Source organism: Paraconexibacter antarcticus (genome assembly GCF_024220175.1).
GTDB classification, from domain to species: domain Bacteria; phylum Actinomycetota; class Thermoleophilia; order Solirubrobacterales; family Solirubrobacteraceae; genus Paraconexibacter; species Paraconexibacter antarcticus.
In genome coordinates this window covers 3,587,365-3,603,273 of record NZ_CP098502.1, presented here as the reverse complement: position 1 = coordinate 3,603,273, position 15,909 = coordinate 3,587,365, and the positions used below count along the sequence as shown (strand labels likewise).

At 74.6% G+C, this 15,909-nt stretch carries 14 protein-coding genes; 13 read left to right on the top strand and 1 reads right to left on the bottom strand.

What is annotated here, in order from left to right:
* The 3 genes from NBH00_RS17610 (at position 1) to NBH00_RS17600 (ending at position 2,801) form a co-directional block, all read left to right on the top strand.
* Entirely contained in the window at positions 1–1,479 is a 1,479-nt protein-coding gene (locus NBH00_RS17610) for a sensor histidine kinase (protein WP_254569903.1), read from the top strand.
* A gap of 6 nt (positions 1,480–1,485) precedes the next feature.
* Positions 1,486–1,947, top strand: a complete 462-nt coding sequence (locus tag NBH00_RS17605) for a sulfocyanin-like copper-binding protein (protein WP_254569902.1) — start codon at positions 1,486–1,488, stop codon at positions 1,945–1,947.
* Between the two features lie 107 nt (positions 1,948–2,054).
* Positions 2,055–2,801: a glycosyltransferase family 2 protein gene (locus NBH00_RS17600; protein WP_254569901.1), complete on the top strand. Its 747-nt coding sequence runs from the start codon at positions 2,055–2,057 to the stop codon at positions 2,799–2,801.
* On the opposite strand, the gene NBH00_RS17595 is transcribed toward NBH00_RS17600, so the two are convergent.
* Positions 2,798–3,130: an antibiotic biosynthesis monooxygenase family protein gene (locus tag NBH00_RS17595; protein ID WP_254569900.1), complete on the bottom strand. Its 333-nt coding sequence runs from the start codon at positions 3,128–3,130 to the stop codon at positions 2,798–2,800. The genes NBH00_RS17600 and NBH00_RS17595 overlap by 4 nt on opposite strands.
* Positions 3,131–3,254: 124 nt before the next feature.
* Between NBH00_RS17595 and NBH00_RS17590 the strand changes: the two genes are divergently transcribed.
* The 10 genes from NBH00_RS17590 (at position 3,255) to NBH00_RS17545 (ending at position 15,870) form a co-directional block, all read left to right on the top strand.
* Positions 3,255–4,715: a UDP-N-acetylmuramoyl-L-alanyl-D-glutamate--2,6-diaminopimelate ligase gene (locus tag NBH00_RS17590; RefSeq protein ID WP_254569899.1), complete on the top strand. Its 1,461-nt coding sequence runs from the start codon at positions 3,255–3,257 to the stop codon at positions 4,713–4,715.
* Positions 4,696–6,036 (top strand): UDP-N-acetylmuramoyl-tripeptide--D-alanyl-D-alanine ligase, encoded by a 1,341-nt coding sequence (locus NBH00_RS17585; protein ID WP_254569898.1) that lies wholly within the window; start codon positions 4,696–4,698, stop codon positions 6,034–6,036. The genes NBH00_RS17590 and NBH00_RS17585 overlap by 20 nt, the downstream gene beginning before the upstream one ends.
* Entirely contained in the window at positions 6,029–6,997 is a 969-nt protein-coding gene (gene mraY, locus NBH00_RS17580; protein WP_254569897.1) for a phospho-N-acetylmuramoyl-pentapeptide-transferase, read from the top strand. Before NBH00_RS17585 ends, mraY begins: the two co-directional genes overlap by 8 nt.
* Positions 6,998–7,011: 14 nt before the next feature.
* Complete coding sequence (locus NBH00_RS17575) at positions 7,012–8,277, top strand: Mur ligase family protein (RefSeq protein WP_254569896.1); 1,266 nt, start codon at positions 7,012–7,014, stop codon at positions 8,275–8,277.
* Positions 8,278–8,321: 44 nt separating this feature from the next.
* Positions 8,322–9,548: a putative lipid II flippase FtsW gene (gene ftsW / locus NBH00_RS17570; protein WP_254569895.1), complete on the top strand. Its 1,227-nt coding sequence runs from the start codon at positions 8,322–8,324 to the stop codon at positions 9,546–9,548.
* Positions 9,511–10,533 (top strand): UDP-N-acetylglucosamine--N-acetylmuramyl-(pentapeptide) pyrophosphoryl-undecaprenol N-acetylglucosamine transferase, encoded by a 1,023-nt coding sequence (locus tag NBH00_RS17565; RefSeq protein WP_254569894.1) that lies wholly within the window; start codon positions 9,511–9,513, stop codon positions 10,531–10,533. The genes ftsW and NBH00_RS17565 overlap by 38 nt, the downstream gene beginning before the upstream one ends.
* Entirely contained in the window at positions 10,530–11,828 is a 1,299-nt protein-coding gene (locus NBH00_RS17560) for a UDP-N-acetylmuramate--L-alanine ligase (RefSeq protein WP_254569893.1), read from the top strand. The genes NBH00_RS17565 and NBH00_RS17560 overlap by 4 nt, the downstream gene beginning before the upstream one ends.
* A 173-nt stretch (positions 11,829–12,001) precedes the next feature.
* On the top strand, positions 12,002–12,973 hold the full coding sequence (locus NBH00_RS17555) for a cell division protein FtsQ/DivIB (protein WP_254569892.1): 972 nt from the start codon (positions 12,002–12,004) through the stop codon (positions 12,971–12,973).
* Positions 12,974–13,190: 217 nt separating this feature from the next.
* On the top strand, positions 13,191–14,276 hold the full coding sequence (ftsZ, locus tag NBH00_RS17550) for a cell division protein FtsZ (RefSeq protein WP_254569891.1): 1,086 nt from the start codon (positions 13,191–13,193) through the stop codon (positions 14,274–14,276).
* A 58-nt stretch (positions 14,277–14,334) separates the two neighbouring features.
* Positions 14,335–15,870: an alkaline phosphatase family protein gene (locus NBH00_RS17545; RefSeq protein ID WP_254569890.1), complete on the top strand. Its 1,536-nt coding sequence runs from the start codon at positions 14,335–14,337 to the stop codon at positions 15,868–15,870.
* Positions 15,871–15,909 lie beyond the last annotated feature (39 nt).

Here is a 15,909-nt window from a genome sequence, read left to right as displayed (position 1 = left end):
GTGACGATCCGGCGGCGCCTCACGCTCGGGGTCGCCGCGATCGTGCTCGCCGCACTCGCGGTCGCGTTCGGGGCGGTCTACGCGGGGACCGGCGGACAGGTCCGCACGCAGCTCGACGGCGACCTCGCGGGGGACATGCAGGCGTTCGAGCGCGTCGTCGGCGGGGTGGGCGGCGGCACGGCCGGGGTCCGCAGCTCGGCGCAGGCGTTCGTCCGCGGGCAGCCCTACGCGCCGAACGCCCGGCTGCTGTTCGCCCGCCTGCCCCGGGGCACGCCGGTCACGAACGACGCGGACCTCACGACGCCCGACGCGGAGCCCGACGCCCGCGCACGGGCCCGCGCCATCCTGCGCCTGCCGCCGGGCCGCCACACCGTCGCCCTGCCCGACGGGCACCGGGTCCGCGTCCTCGTCCGGGCGGTCGACACCGGCGCCGGGACGGTCTTCCTCGGCGTGGGGGAGAGCACCCGCCTCGTCGACCGCGCACAGGCCGGCGTCCTGCGCTCGTTCATCCTCGCGGGCCTCCTCGCGCTCGCGCTCGCGACGGCGGCGGCGGTCCTGCTCGGGACGCGGATCGCGCGCCCGCTGCGGCGCATGGCCGGCGTCGCGGCCCGCATCCAGGAGGGGGACCTCGACCCGCGGATGGCCGGCGAGGTCCCGGCCGCGAGCGGGGACGACATCGCCGTCCTCGCCGACGCGTTCGACTCGATGCTCGACCGCCTGCAGTCCGCCTTCGACCGCCAGAACGCGTTCGTCGCCGACGCCTCGCACGAGCTGCGCACGCCGCTGACCGTCATCCGCGGGCAGCTCGAGGTCCTCGCGCTCGAGGCCCACCCGTCGGCGGAGGAGGTCCGGCGCGTCGAGCGGCTCGTGCGCACCGAGGTCGAGCGGATGGGGCGGATGGTCGAGGACCTGCTCGTGCTCACGCACGCCCAGGACGTCGGCTTCCTGCGCCCGGGGCGGGTCTCGCTCCCGGCGACCCTCGACGAGCTGCTCGAGGCGCAGCGCGCGACCGCCGACCGCGACTTCCGCTTCGCCGGGGGGCCGAGCGGGACGCTGCGCGCGGACCCCGACCGCCTGGCGCAGGCGGTGCGCAACCTCCTGCGCAACGCCACCGAGCACACCCGGCCCGGCGGCACCGTCATGGTCTGGGCCCGGGAGGAGGCGCCGGGCTGGGTGGCGATCGGCGTCGACGACGACGGTCCCGGCATCCCGGCGACCGAGCGCGAGCGCGTCTTCGCGCGCTTCCACCGTGCCGACGCGCACGGCCCCCGCGGGACGGGGACCGGCACCGGGCTCGGCCTCGCGATCGTCCAGGCGATCGCCGCCGCACACGGCGGGGAGGCGTGGGTCGAGGACGCCCCGCTCGGCGGCGCCCGCGTCGCCGTGCGGCTGCCCGGCTTCGTCGCGGACCCCGAGCCGGGCGATGAGCGTTCTCTCACCGGCCGCTCACGCGCTCCTCACCCGCGGTCGCGACAGTGACGGTCGATGTCGCGTCGTCACCGTCTCGCGCTGCTGTGCCTGGGCTTTCCGGCCCTCGCCACGGCGAGCGGCTGCGGCGGTGAGTCCTCGGCCGACCCCGGCCCCGGGTCGGGTCCGGCCGCGGCGAACACCGCCGCCGACGGCACCGTGAGCGTCGACGAGACCGAGTACCGGATCGTGGCGACCCCGAAGCAGGTCGCCGCCGGGAAGGTCACCTTCGCGGTGACGAACGACGGTGCGATCCCGCACGAGTTCGTCGTCGTGCGGACGGACGAGCGGGCCGCGGACCTCCGCAGCGGCCTCGGCGCCGACCTGCGCGGGAAGGTCGGCGAGCTCGGCGATCGCGCGCTCACGGTCGGAGCGAAGAAGGCTCTCACGTTGGAACTGAAGGCTGGGCACTACGCTTTGGTGTGCAACCTTCCCGGTCATTACCAAGGCGGGATGTACACCGACTTCACCGTCAAGTAGGACGATTGGCGGTACCCACCGTCCACCGGTGCCCCGCACACTGGTTGGCGCGCGACGGCGAGCTTCGGCTCGCCGTCTGCCGTTAAGAACCGGTAGAACCCCACCCGATGCCCGGCCCCGTGCTCTCCGTCGTCGTGCCGGTCTTCAACGAGGTGGGGGACATCGAGGCGGTCCTCGACCGGCTGCTCGCGACGCCGTGCCCCATCGACCGCGAGTGGATCGTCGTCGACGACGGATCGTCGGACGGGACCGCCGACGTGCTCGGGCGCGTCGCGGCGGCGCACGGCCTCCGCTTCCTCCCGCAGCCGGTGAACCGGGGCAAGGGCGCCGCGGTGCGCGCCGGGATCGCCGCCGCGACCGGGGACTTCGTCGTCGTCCAGGACGCCGACTGGGAGTACGACCCCGCCGACATCCCGAAGCTCCTCGAGCCGCTGCTCGAGGACCGGGCCGACGTCGTCTACGGCTCGCGCTTCCGCCGCGAGCGGCCGCAGGTCCACCGCACCTTCCACTACCTCATCAACCGCGTCCTGACGCTGCTCTCGAACCTCCTGAGCGGCATCTACCTCAGCGACATGGAGACGTGCTACAAGCTCTTCCGCACCGACCTCGTGCAGTCGATGCGTCTGCGCTCGGACCGCTTCGGCTTCGAGGTCGAGGTGACCGCCTACGTCGCCAAGGCCCAGGCGCGGGTCTTCGAGCTGCCGATCTCCTACGCGCCCCGGACCCGCCTGGCGGGCAAGAAGATCAACTGGCGCGACGGCGTCGCCGCGCTCTGGCACCTCGTGCACTTCAACCTGCTCGTCTCCGCCGAGCAGGCCTACGGGCCGGAGCTGCCGGCCCGCTACCGGCCCTAGGCCGTCGCAGCGGGTCCGGCCGGGGCGCGCTCGGTCTCGAGGACGTCGAAGGACCAGATCTCGCTCCCGGTGCCGACGGGGCCCTCCTCGCGGTGCTGCGCGTGCCCGGCGGCGAAGTCGGGGCTGCGCACCCACCCGAGGAACGCCTCCTCCGAGGCCCAGCGGGTGATGACGAGGCAGACCTCGCGGTCGTCGTTCGGCCGCAGGAGCTCGAAGGACTCGAAGCCCTCGGCGTCCGAGACGCGGCCCGCCCGGGTCGCGAACCGGCGCTCGAACTCGTCGAAGCGCTCGCGCGGGACGGTGATGGCGTTGATCTTCACGACGGACATGCCCCCATCCTGGCAGGACCGCGGTCGGTCGCGCCGCCCCGGGCCGGGCCCGGCCCGATCCGGCGACCCGGGTATCGTTCCCGGCGATGACGGCCCGCCGCACGCCCCTGCACAGGCGCCGCTCGTGAGGCTCGGCGACGTCCTGCCCGTGGCGGCCGCGCACGCGGCGTCCCCGGCGGCCGAGGTGAAGATCACCGCCCTGGCCTACGACAACCGCGCCGTGCGGCCGGGCGCCCTCTTCTTCTGCGTCCCCGGGTTCACCCGCGACGGCCACGACTTCGCGCCGGACGCCGTCAAGCGCGGGGCCGCAGCGCTCGTCGTCACCCACGTGCTGCCGGGGCTCGCGGTCCCGCAGCTCGTCGTGGAGGACGTCAGGGTCGCCATGGCCGCCGCCGCGGCGGCCTTCAGCGGCGACCCGACCCGGACGCTGCGGACCGTCGGCGTCACGGGGACGAACGGCAAGACGACGAGCGCCTACCTCGTCCGCTCGCTGCTGGAGGCGGGCGGCCACCGGACCGGGCTGCTCGGCACCGTCTCCTCGGTCGTCGGCGGGGTCGAGACGCCGGCGGAGCGCACGACGCCGGAGGCGATCGACCTGCAGGCGACGTTCGCGGCGATGCTCGCCGCGGGGGACACGCACTGCGTCATGGAGGTCTCCTCGCACGCGCTCGAGCTGCACCGCGCCGACGCGATCCACTGGGCCGGCGCGATCTTCACGAACCTCACGCAGGACCACCTCGACTTCCACCCGGGCATGGAGGAGTACTTCCAGGCCAAGCGGCTGCTCATCGCCGCGGCCGACCGCCAACACGTCCCGATCGCCGTGAACCTCGACGACGCCTACGGCGACCGGCTCAGCGAGGAGTTCCCGCACGTCACGACGTTCGCGATCGACCACCCGGCCGCCGACCTGCGCGCCACGGATGTCGCCTTCGGCCTCACGTCGAGCACGTTCGTCCTCGACGGGCGCTCGCTCACGCTCCCGCTCCCCGGCCGGTTCAACGTCCTCAACGCGCTCGGCGCGATCGCCGTCGCCCGCGCCCTCGGCGTCGGCGACGAGACGATCGCCGCGGCCCTGCCGAGCGCGATCAAGGCGCCGGGCCGGATGGAGCCCGTCGTCGAGGGCCAGGACTTCGCCGTGCTCGTCGACTACGCCCACACGCCGGACTCGCTGCAGAACGTCCTGCGGGCCGCGCGTGACCTCGTGACGGGCCGCGGCCGCGTCATCGTCGTGTTCGGCGCGGGCGGGGACCGGGACCGCGGCAAGCGCCCGCAGATGGGGTCGATCGCCGCCGCCGAGGCCGACCTCGTCTTCGTCACGAGCGACAACCCGCGCTCCGAGGAGCCGGCGGCGATCCTCGCCGAGATCGTCGCGGGCATCTCCGCCGAGCGCACGGGCATCGAGGTCGTCGAGGACCGCCACGCCGCGATCGCCGCCGCCGTCGCCGCGGCGCAGACGGGCGACGTCGTCCTCATCGCCGGCAAGGGCCACGAGCAGGGCCAGGAGTTCGCGGGCGGGCGCAAGGTGCCCTTCGACGACGTCACCGAGGCCCGGGAGAGCCTGCGTGCGCGCCTGGTCGCCTGAGCAGGTCGCCACCGCCGCGGGCGCGCGGCTGCTCGCGTCGGGCGCCGCTGCGGCCGCCGGCGGCCCCGTGCGCGCGTCCATCGACTCCCGGGCCGCCGGCCCGGGCGACCTCTTCGCCGGGCTCCCGGGCGAGCACGCCGACGGTGGCCGCTTCGCGCCCGGGGCGCTCGCGGGCGGCGCGTGGGGCGTCCTCGTCGGCGAGGCCTGGGGCGAGGAGGCCGTCGCCGCGGCCGGGGAGACCGGGGTCGTCCTCGTCGCGACCGATCCGCTGCGCGCGCTGCAGCGGCTGGCGACGGCGTGGCGGCGCGCGCTCGGCTGCCCGGTCATCGGCGTCACCGGCTCGGTCGGCAAGACGACGACGAAGGACCTGCTCGCCGCGATGCTCGCCGCCTCCGGGGTCGCCGTCACCGCGAACGAGCGCAACCTCAACACCGAGATCGGGCTGCCGCTGACCGTCCTCGGCGCCCCCGCCGGCACCCAGGCGCTCGTCCTCGAGATGGGCATGCGGGGCGCCGGGCAGATCGCCGAGCTCGCGGCGATCGCCGAGCCCGACGTCGGCGTCATCACCGCCCTCGGCCCGGTCCACCTCGAGCAGCTCGGGACGATGGAGGCGATCGCCGCCGAGAAGGCCGCCCTCGTCGCGGCACTTCCGGCCGGGCGCGGCGTCGCCGTCCTGCCCGCGGGGGAGCCGCTGCTGGAGCCCCACCTGCGCGCCGACCTGACGACGGTCACGTTCGGCCCGGCCGGCTCGGGGGCCGACGTGGAGCCCGGCGCGCTCGCCGGCTTCGGCCTCGACGCGCAGCCCGTCCACGTGCGGACCGACGCCTGCGCCGCGCTCGCCGCCGCCCGGGCGATCGGCGCGCAGCCGGCCGGCGAGGTCGCGCTGACCCTCAGCGAGATGCGCGGCCAGCGGCTGCACCTCGACGGCGACATCACCGTCATCGAGGACTGCTACAACGCGAACCCCCTGTCCATGCGTGCCGCCCTCGACGACCTCGCCGCCACCTCCCCCGGCCGCCGCGTCGCCGTCCTCGGCGACATGCGCGAGCTCGGGCCGGGGGAGGACGAGCACCACGCCCAGATCGGCGCCTACGCCCGCGACGCCGGCGTCGAGCTGCTCGTCGCCGTCGGCCCGCTGAGCGCCGCCTACGCCGGGGACCACGCGGTCCCCGACGCCGAGGCGGCCGCCGTCCTCGTCCCCGGGCTCCTGCAGCCGGGGGACACCGTCCTCGTCAAAGCGTCCCGCGGGGTGGGGCTGGAAGCCGTGACCGGGGCGCTCCGCGCCGCCGGGCCTGCGAACCTCGGGAGCACACATGGGTGAGATCCTCATCGGCGGCACCGCATCGCTCCTCCTCTGCATCTTCCTGAGCCCGCGGTTCATCGCGGCGCTGCGGGCGCGCGAGTTCGGGCAGCACATCCGCGAGGAGGGCCCGGCCGGCCACCACGCCAAGGCGGGCACGCCGACGATGGGCGGGATCATCATGTTCATCGCGATCTCCGTCCCGTTCCTCATCCTGTGCGACTACGACTGGCGCGCGATCGGGGTCTTCGGCGCCGGCATCGGCTCGGCGCTGCTCGGCTTCCTCGACGACGCGCAGAAGGTCTTCCGCCGCCGCAACCTCGGCCTCCAGGGCCGCTGGAAGCTCCTGTGGCTCGTCGGCATCACGCTCTTCCTCTGGTGGGTCGCCGTCGACAAGGCGGGCCTGGAGGAGACGGTGCGCCTGCGGTCGATCGACGCGACGGTGGACCTCGGGATCTTCTACCCCGTCTTCATCTACCTCGTCATCGCCGGCACGACGAACGCGGTGAACCTCACCGACGGCCTCGACGGCCTCGCCGCGGGCTGCACGTCGATCGTCCTGCTCGCCTACATCGGCATCACGTTCATCACGCGGGGTCAGCAGGACCTCGCGCTGCTCGCCGGCTGCGGAGTCGGGGCCTGCATCGGATTTCTCTGGTACAACGCGTTCCCGGCGACGATCTTCATGGGGGACACCGGGTCGCTCGGCCTCGGCGGCATCATCGGCGGGCTGGCGATCATGACGAAGACCGAGGAGCTGCTCGTCCTCATCGGCGGCATCTTCGTCGTCGAGGCGCTGAGCGTGATGATCCAGGTCTTCTCGTTCCAGACCTTCCGCAAGCGGGTCTTCAAGATGGCCCCGATCCACCACCACTTCGAGATCGAGGGCTGGTCGGAGACGAAGATCATCCTGCGGTTCTGGATCGTCGCCGCGGTGTGCAGCGCCATCGGCTTCACGATCTACCAGCAGTCCGTCTCCTGAGCGGCGCCCGGCCGGTGAACGAGACGCGTCCAGCGCTGCCCGAGGGGCCGTGGCTCGTGGTGGGGCTCGCGCGCTCCGGGCTCGCCGCCGGGCGGGCGCTCGCGGCGCGCGGGGCGACGGTGACGGGTGTCGACAGCGGGACGCCCGCCCTGCCGGCGGACGTCGGCTTTCCGGTTCAGACGGGGGTGGACGGGCTCGCCCGGCTCGACGGCACCGGGGCCGCCCGTGCCGTCGTGAAGTCCCCGGGCGTGCCGCCGCGCGCGCCGGTCGTCGCCGCGGCGCGGGCCGCGGGGCTCCCGGTCCTCGGCGAGGTCGAGCTCGCCTGGCGCCTCGTCGGCGCGCCGGTCGTCGCCGTCACCGGGACGAACGGCAAGACGACCGTCACCGAGTGGCTCGGCCACGCGTGGCGCTGCGCGGGCCGCCCGGTCCGGGTCGTCGGCAACGTCGGCCTGCCGTACACGTCGCTCATCGGGACGGACCTCGAGCCGGGGACGACCGTCGTCCTGGAGTGCTCGAGCTACCAGCTGTTCGACACGCTCGCCTTCCGTCCCGAGGTCGGCGTCCTCCTCAACCTCGAGTCCGACCACCTCGACTGGCACGGGTCGGTCGAGGCGTACGCGGCGGCGAAGCTCGACGGTATGTTCGGACGGCAGCTCGCGACGGACGTGGCGATCGTCCCGGCCGCGGTGGCGGGGCGGGTGCCGGGGGCGGCGGCGCGGGTGCTCAGCGACGACGTCGAGCTGCCCGCCGAGCCCGCGCTCCCCGGCGCCCACAACCGCGCCAACGCCCGGGCGGTCGTCGCGGCGGCGCGCGCCTGCGGGCTGCCGGAGGACGCGATCGCCGAGGCGCTGCGGACGTTCGCCGGCGTCGAGCACCGCCTGCGCGAGATCGCCGTCGTCGACGGCGTGCGCTACGTCGACGACTCCAAGGCGACGAACGTCGCGTCCGCGCTGACGGCGCTCGCGGCGATCGACGCGCCGCTGCACCTCATCCTCGGAGGCGACGACGCCAAGCAGGAGGACTTCGGGCCGCTGCGGGCGCCGGTCGCCGCGCGGGCCGCGTCCGTCCAGCTCGTCGGGGCCGCCGCCGGCCGCCTGCAGGCGGCGCTCGGGACCGGGACCGACCGCGGCGACCTCGGGGCCGCCGTCGCCGCGGCGCGCGCCGCCGCCCGCCCCGGCGACGTCGTCCTGCTGTCCCCGGCGTGCGCGTCCTTCGGGCAGTACGCGAACTACGAGGAGCGCGGCCGGCATTTCCGATCCCTCGTGAGCGCCTTTTCATGATCGGGTGATGAGGAAACGGCGCGTGCGCGTCGAATCCAGGCCTGATGCCGCCGCCGTCCCCGCGAGATCGCTCGCAACCGCTGGAAGCCAACATCCTCCTGACCGCCACGTTCTGCCTCCTGGCGGCGGGTGCGGTCATGGTCTACAGCGCCTCGAGCGCGAAGACGCTGCTCCAGCACCAGGGGGACGGGACGAGCTACCTCATCCGCTACGTCATCTTCGGCGCGATCGGCCTCGTCCTCATGCAGGTCATCGCGCGGCACGGCCTGAAGGTCATCGCCGAGCTCACCGGGCCGTTCCTCGGCGCGTGCATCGCGATGCAGTTCCTCGTCCTCGTCCCCGGCATCGGGGTGTCGGTCAACGGGTCGCGGCGCTGGCTGGGCGCGGGCCCGCTGCAGTTCCAGCCCTCCGAGCTCATGAAGCTCGCGCTGCTCCTCTACGTCGTGAAGGTCCTCGCGACGCGGCCGAAGATCATCCGCGAGGGCCGGCTGCTCGTCCCGCTGGCCGGCGTCTGCTGCGTCGGCGTCGGGCTCGTGGCGACGAAGGACATCGGCACCGCGCTCGTCATCGCGATGACGCTCAGCGCGATCCTCGTCGCCGCCGGGATCCCGCTCCGCTACCTCGGCGTGCTCATCGCCGGCGGGGTGGTCCTCGTCCTCCTCATGGCCGTCGTCGAGCCGTACCGGATGCAGCGGCTCTCCTCGTTCATGAACCCGTGGGCGGACGCGCAGAACACCGGCCTGCAGGCGGTGCAGGGGCAGATCGCGCTCGGCTCCGGCGGGTTCTTCGGCCGCGGCCTCGGCGAGTCGGTCCAGAAGGTCTTCTACCTCCCCGAGGCCCACACGGACTTCATCCTCGCGATCATCGGGGAGGAGCTCGGCGTCATCGGCGTCTCCGTCGTCCTCTTCCTCTACGGCCTCATCGCCTACGCGGGCCTGCGGGTCGCCAAGGGCGCCCAGGGCGCCTACGGCAAGCTCCTTGCCGTGGGCCTGACGTCGATGATCCTCTGCCAGGGGCTGCTGAACGTCTTCACGGTGCTCGGGATGGCGCCGGTGACCGGGGTGCCGCTGCCGTTCATCAGCTACGGCTCGACGAACCTCCTCGTGCTGCTCATGGGCATGGGGCTCCTGCTGAACGTCGCGCAGGGAGGCGTCGCCCATGTCCGCGCCGTGCCAGGATCCCGCAGCGATGCTGAGAGTGTTGATCGCCGCCGGCGGGACAGCCGGACACGTGGTGCCCGCGCTGGCGGTCGCCGACGCGCTGCGGGCTGACGGCCACCACGTCGCCTTCGCCGGCGGGGACCGCGCGGAGGCGCGCCTCGTCCCGGCCGCCGGCTACGAGCTGCACCGGCTGCGGGTCGAGGGCCTCTCGCGCTCGAACCCGCTGAAGGCCGCCCGGGGCGCCGCGCGGGCGGTCGCGGCGCTCGGGACCGCGCGGCGGATCGTGCGCGCCGAGCGCCCCGACGTCGTCCTCGGCGGCGGCGGCTACGTCGCCGGGCCGATCGGGGCGGTCGCGGTCGCCCGGCGCATCCCGCTCGTCCTTACCGAGGCCGACTCGCACCTCGGCCTGACGAACCGCGTGCTCGCGCCCCGGGCGCGCCGGGTCTGCCTCGCCTTCCCGCTGGACGGCCGCGAGGCCCCGCTCTACCGCGTCACCGGCCGGCCCGTCCCGCCCGCCGCGACCGACCGGGCCGCGGCCCGCGCGCGCTTCGAGCTCGGCGAGCGCGACACCTGCGTCCTCATCTTCGGCGGGTCGCTCGGGGCCCGCTCGCTCAACGAGGCGGCGATCGAGGCGTTCGCCGCGCCGCGGCCGGGCCTGCGGATCCTCCACGCCTGCGGCGAGCGGGACTTCGCGTCGCTGCGCGAGCGCGTCCCGGCCGGCGGCCACTACGACCTGCGCGCGTACATCGACGGCTTCGCCGAGGCGCTGGCGGCCTGCGACCTGTGCGTCGGGCGCTCGGGCGGCTCGGTCTTCGAGGTCGCGGCTGCCGGCCGCCCGGCGATCCTCGTGCCCTACCCGCACGCGGCGGCCGACCACCAGACCGGCAACGCGCGCTGGATGGTGGACGGCGGTGCGGCGGTGCTCGTCCCGGACGCCGAGGTGACCGCCGAGCGGCTCGCGGCCGAGGTCCTCGGCCTGCTCGACGCCCCCGGGCGCCTGCACCGGATGGCCGACGCGTCCGCCGCGCTCGCCCGTCCCGATGCGGCGGCCGACATCTCGGCCGAGGTCGTCGCGGCGGCCGGGGCGCGCTCGTGAGCGCCGCGGAGCTGCCGTGGGCGGGGCAGCGGCTGCACCTCGTCGGGGTCGGCGGGGCCGGGATGAGCGCCTACGCCCGCTGCGCGCTCGCGCTCGGGGCGACCGTCTCGGGCTCCGATCAGGCCGAGTCGCCGGGGCTCGCGGCGCTGCGCGCGCTCGGGGTCGACGCGCGGGCCGGGCATGCGGCGGCGAACGTCCCGCCGGGCGACGGGGTGGAGGTCTTCCACTCGACGGCGATCCCGGCGTCCAACCCGGAGCGCGAGGAGGCGGCGCGGCGCGGCGTCCCCGACCATCCGCGGGCCGAGCTGCTGCGGCGCTTCAGCGCGCTGAAGCGGACGATCGCGGTGGCCGGCGCCCACGGCAAGACGACCACGACTTCGATGCTCGCCCACGCGCTGCTCGCGGTCGGCGCGGAGCCCGCGTACCTCATCGGCGGTGACCTCGTCTCCACGGGCCGGAACGCCGAGTGGGGCGCGGGGGAGTGGCTCGTCGTCGAGGCCGACGAGTCCGACCGCTCCCTGCTGTCGATCGAGACCGACATCGCGGTCGTGACGAACGTCGAGCTCGACCACCACGCCACCTACGGCTCGCTCGAGGAGGTCCGCGCGGTCTTCCGGCAGTTCCTCGCCGCGCCGCCGCACGCCGTCCTCTGGGACCGCCCGGACGTCCTCGCGCTGCGGGACCGCGCGGCGGACACCGTCGCCTTCGATGCGCCCGCGGAGCCTCTCGAGCTCCTCGTCCCCGGCGAGCACAACCAGCGCAACGCCGCCGCCGCCCTCGCCGTCCTGAGGCTCGCCGGGGTCGACGCGGAGGCCGCCCGCGCCGCGCTGGCGACCTTCCCGGGCGCGGGGCGGCGCTTCCAGACGCTCGGCGTCACCGCGGGCGGCGCCCGGATCGTCGACGACTACGCGCACCACCCGACCGAGGTCGCGGCGACGATCCAGGCCGCGCGGTCCCTCACGCCGTCGCGCGTGGTCGCCGTGTTCCAGCCGCACCTCTTCAGCCGGACCGAGCACCTCGCCGGCGAGTTCGGGCGCGCCCTCGCCGGGGCGGACGTCGTCTGCCTCGTCGACGTCTACCCCGCCCGCGAGCGCGCCGAGGACTTCCCCGCCGTCACCGGCCGCCTGCTCGCCGAGACGACCCTCGACGCCCGCCCCGGCATGCCGGTGCTGTGGCTGCCGGGCTTCGACGACGTCGAGCGGGTGCTGGCACCGCGGCTGCGCGACGGCGACCTCGTCCTCGTCATGGGGGCGGGGGACGTGAACGCGCTGGGGGCGCGGCTGGCTGCGCTGTAGCGGGTTCGCCGGTCTTGCCGTGTGCGCTGATCGCGGGGCCGGCCCTTCCGGCGGCGGCGTCCCCGCGGCCATCTCCGCCGCCGTGAGCCTCACGGCCCGCCCCGGGCGCAACGGCCCGACCACCCGTCCACCACAGCAGGGACCCGCGCCCGCCCGTCGAACGACGCAGGTGGATGGCCGCCCGTACGTTCCCGCTCCTCCGCCCGTTCGCCGCCCGCGCCCCGCGCGCCGGTCGCACGCCCGGCGCCCACAGGGCGCGCCTCCCACGGCCCGCACCGAAGCTCCTCGCCGCGGTCGCCCTCGTCGTGGTCTGCCTCTTCGGCGGCTGGCGGCTCGTGCGCGACTCGTCGCTCGTCGCGGCGACCGACGTGAACGTCAGCGGCGTCCAGGGGGTGCAGGCGGGCGAGATCCGGGACGCCCTCACGACGGCCGCCGCGGACATGACGACCCTCCACGTCCGCGTTGCCGCCCTGCGGACCGCGGTCGGCCGCTTCCCGGTCGTGGCGGACGTGAAGGCCACCGGGCACGTCCCGCACCGCCTCGACATCACCGTCGTCCAGCGGACCCCGGTGGCGGTCCTCCGCAGCGCGGGCAGCGCCATCCCGGTCGCGGCGGACGGGACGCTGCTGCGCGGCGCGGGGACCGACGGCCTGCCGACCGTCGCCGTCACGGCGACCCCCGGCGGGACGCACCTCACCGACGCGCTCGCCCGGGCGCAGGTCGCGATCCTCGCCGCCGCGCCCGCCGCGCTCCGCGACCACGTGACGAAGACGTTCACCGCCGCGCGCGGCCTCGAGCTGCAGCTCCGCGACGGCCCCGCCGTCGCCTTCGGCGCGGCCGACCGCCTCGCCGCGAAGTGGGCGGCGCTCGTCGCCGTGCTCGCCGATCCGGCCTCCGCGGGCGGCACGCTCATCGACCTCACGGTGCCCGAGCGGCCCGCCGTGGCCGGCCTCGAACCGCTGCCGATGGAGGCCACCGGCGGCGCGGCCCCCGGCCAGACCGCGGCGACGACGAGCGGTGACGCGCCAGGTGCGGCGACTACGACGCCGAACGCGGCGCCCGCGACGACTTCCACGACCACCACGACCACCCCGGCGCCGGCCTCCGGCGTCGCCACCACAGCCCAGCCACCCGCAGCGCCGTGAAAAAGTCTCGACCTCTGGTCGAGCCTGAGAAATCGGAAAACAGCCTCGAAACCCTCGACTTCGGATCGAGGGTCGCTTCGCGTGCACCGCTCGTTGCAGGCTAAGCTTCGCGTTGACACAGCACCCATGGGCTGCGTACCGTGCGCGGCGCCCATCCCGGACACGGGTTACGAAACCTTCGACAATAGATCGAGGGTAGGACGGAACTTCTTTCATCATGGAAACCAGCGGCAGCTATCTCGCAGTCATCAAGGTCGTCGGAGTCGGCGGCGGCGGCACCAACGCGGTCAACCGCATGGTCGACGCGGGCCTGCGCGGGGTCGAGTTCATCGCCGCGAATACCGACGCGCAGGCGCTGCAGATGTGCGACGCCGACATCAAGCTCAACATCGGCATCGATCTCACGAAGGGGCTCGGCGCCGGCGCCAACCCCGAGGTCGGCTTCGGTGCGGCGGCCGAATCGCGCGACGACATCAAGGAGGCGCTGAAGGGCGCCGACATGGTCTTCGTCACCGCCGGCGAGGGCGGCGGCACCGGCACCGGTGCGGCTCCGGTCATCGCGGAGATCGCGAAGAACGAGATCGGTGCGCTGACCGTCGGCGTCGTCACGAAGCCGTTCGAGTTCGAGGGCACGCAGCGGATGCGCCAGGCGGACGAGGGCATCGCCCGCCTCCGCGAGGTCGTCGACACGCTCATCGTCATCCCGAACGAGAAGCTGCTCGCGATCGTCGAGCGCCGCACGACGATCCTCGAGGCGTTCCGCGAGGCCGACAACGTCCTCCGCCAGGGCGTCCAGGGCATCACCGACCTCATCACGATCCCCGGCCTCATCAACCTCGACTTCGCCGACGTGCGCACGATCATGAGCGACGCCGGCAGCGCCCTGATGGGCATCGGCACCGCCGGCGGCGAGAACCGCGCCGCGGACGCCGCGAAGTTCGCGATCTCGAGCCCGCTGCTCGAGGAGTCCGTCGAGGGCGCCACCGGCATCCTGCTGAACATCACCGGCGGCCGGGAGCTCGGGCTCTTCGAGGTCAACGAGGCCGCGGAGATCGTCCAAGGGGCCGCGGACCCGAACGCGAACATCATCTTCGGCACCGTGACCGACGAGTCGATGGGCGACGAGGTCCGCGTGACCGTCATCGCCACCGGCTTCGACCACGGCCGGGCCCGTCCCCGCAACGCCCGCGAGGACACCCGCCGCAGCGCGGACCGCTCCACCCGGGACCGTTCGCCGCGCGTCGAGCGCTCGTCGCTGGAGATCAGCGACGACGACATCGACATCCCGCCCTTCCTCCGGTAGGCGCCCGGTTCACACACCGGTGCCCCTCGCGGGCGCCGAGTGTGCGTGAATCCGGTCCATGCCTCGCCTGCGCGCCCTCGCCGTCCTGCTCGCGACGACCGCGACGACCGTCGCCGCCGTCGCGACCGCCGCGCCCGCGCAGGCGGCGCCGCCGCCGATCAGGCACGTCTGGGTCATCCAGCTCGAGAACAAGAGCTACGACCAGGCCTTCGTGAACAACATGGCCAACCAGTACCTCTGGGCCACGCTGCCGAAGGCGGGCGAGGTGCTGCGGCAGTACCACGGCACCGGCCACGCCTCGCTCGACAACTACATCACCGAGATCTCGGGGCAGGCGCCGAACCCGCTGACCCAGGCCGACTGCCCGATCTACACCGACGTGCTGCCCGGGATCATGGGCACCGACGGGCAGGCGCTCGGGACCGGCTGCGTCTACCCGCGGCAGGTGAGGACCCTCGTCGACCAGCTCGAGGCGAAGGGCCTGACGTGGAAGGGCTACATGGAGGACATGGGCAACGACCCGGCCCGTGAGCCGGCGACCTGCGGCAACCCGCAGCCCGGCCGCCCCGACCCGACGCAGGCCGCGACGGCGAAGGACCAGTACGCCGCCCGCCACAACCCCTTCGTCTACTTCCACTCCATCCTCGACGTCCCCGGCCGGTGCGCGGCGCACGTGGGGACGCTGCCGCCGCTCGCCGACGACCTCAAGACCGTTGCCACGACCCCGAACTTCAGCTGGATCACCCCGAACCTCTGCAACGACGGCCACGACGCCACCCCGTGCAAGGGGCCGAACACGAAGGGGACGACCGAGGGTGATCTCATCGCCGCAGACGCGTTCCTCGCGAAGTGGGTCCCGCAGATCATGGGCTCGCCCGCCTTCCGCAAGGACGGCCTGCTGCTCGTGACGTTCGACGAGTCGGGGCTCAGCGACACGGCCTCCTGCTGCGGCGAGCCCGCCGGCCTCAACACCCCCGCGCCCGGGATCATGGGCCCCGGCGGCGGCCGTACGGGCGCGGTGGCGCTCTCGCCGTACATCCGGCCCGGCAGCGTCAGCGACGTCCCCTACAACCACTACTCGCTGCTCAAGAGCCTGGAGCAGGTGTTCGGCATCGACGAGTACCTCGGCTACGCGAACATGGCCGGCCTCGTCCCCTTCGGCGCCGACGTCTACAACCGTCCCGGCGGGGGCGCCACGACGATGCCCGGCCCGCTGAGGCCCGGCGACGCCGGGTCCACCGGGACGGCGAGGAGGCTCAGGGTCACGGCCCGCTTCGAGCACGCGCGCACCGTCGCGCGCATGCGGGCCCGGCTCGCTCGCGGGCTGCGCGTGAAGGTGAAGGTCACCGGCTCCGACCGGGCGCTGAACCCCGTCCGGGTCCGGCTCGCCCGGCGGCTCGCGGCGGGGCGCGCGACGACGGTCGCGAGCGGCCCGAGGGCCCGCACGCTGAAGGCCGGCGCCGGCACCCTGACGATCCGTCTCGGCGCCCGCGGCCGCCACCGCCTGCGCGCCGGGACGTACGTGCTCGTCGTCGAGGTCCTCCACGAGCACGCGGTGCTCAGGCGTGCGCGGGTCGCCTTCCGCGTGCGCTGACCGGCGCATTGCCCCTGGCGTGGAGGCGGCGTGCGCAGG

Bases quoted from the DNA above. Each gene is read 5' to 3' on its own strand.
- ftsZ (WP_254569891.1), top strand. From the start codon at position 13,191: ATGGAAACCAGCGGCAGCTATCTCGCAGTCATCAAGGTCGTCGGAGTC.
- NBH00_RS17595 (WP_254569900.1), bottom strand. From the start codon at position 3,130: ATGTCCGTCGTGAAGATCAACGCCATCACCGTCCCGCGCGAGCGCTTC.
- ftsW (WP_254569895.1), top strand. From the start codon at position 8,322: ATGCCGCCGCCGTCCCCGCGAGATCGCTCGCAACCGCTGGAAGCCAAC.
- NBH00_RS17605 (WP_254569902.1), top strand. From the start codon at position 1,486: ATGTCGCGTCGTCACCGTCTCGCGCTGCTGTGCCTGGGCTTTCCGGCC.
- mraY (WP_254569897.1), top strand. From the start codon at position 6,029: ATGGGTGAGATCCTCATCGGCGGCACCGCATCGCTCCTCCTCTGCATC.
- NBH00_RS17555 (WP_254569892.1), top strand. From the start codon at position 12,002: ATGGCCGCCCGTACGTTCCCGCTCCTCCGCCCGTTCGCCGCCCGCGCC.
- NBH00_RS17600 (WP_254569901.1), top strand. From the start codon at position 2,055: ATGCCCGGCCCCGTGCTCTCCGTCGTCGTGCCGGTCTTCAACGAGGTG.
- NBH00_RS17545 (WP_254569890.1), top strand. From the start codon at position 14,335: ATGCCTCGCCTGCGCGCCCTCGCCGTCCTGCTCGCGACGACCGCGACG.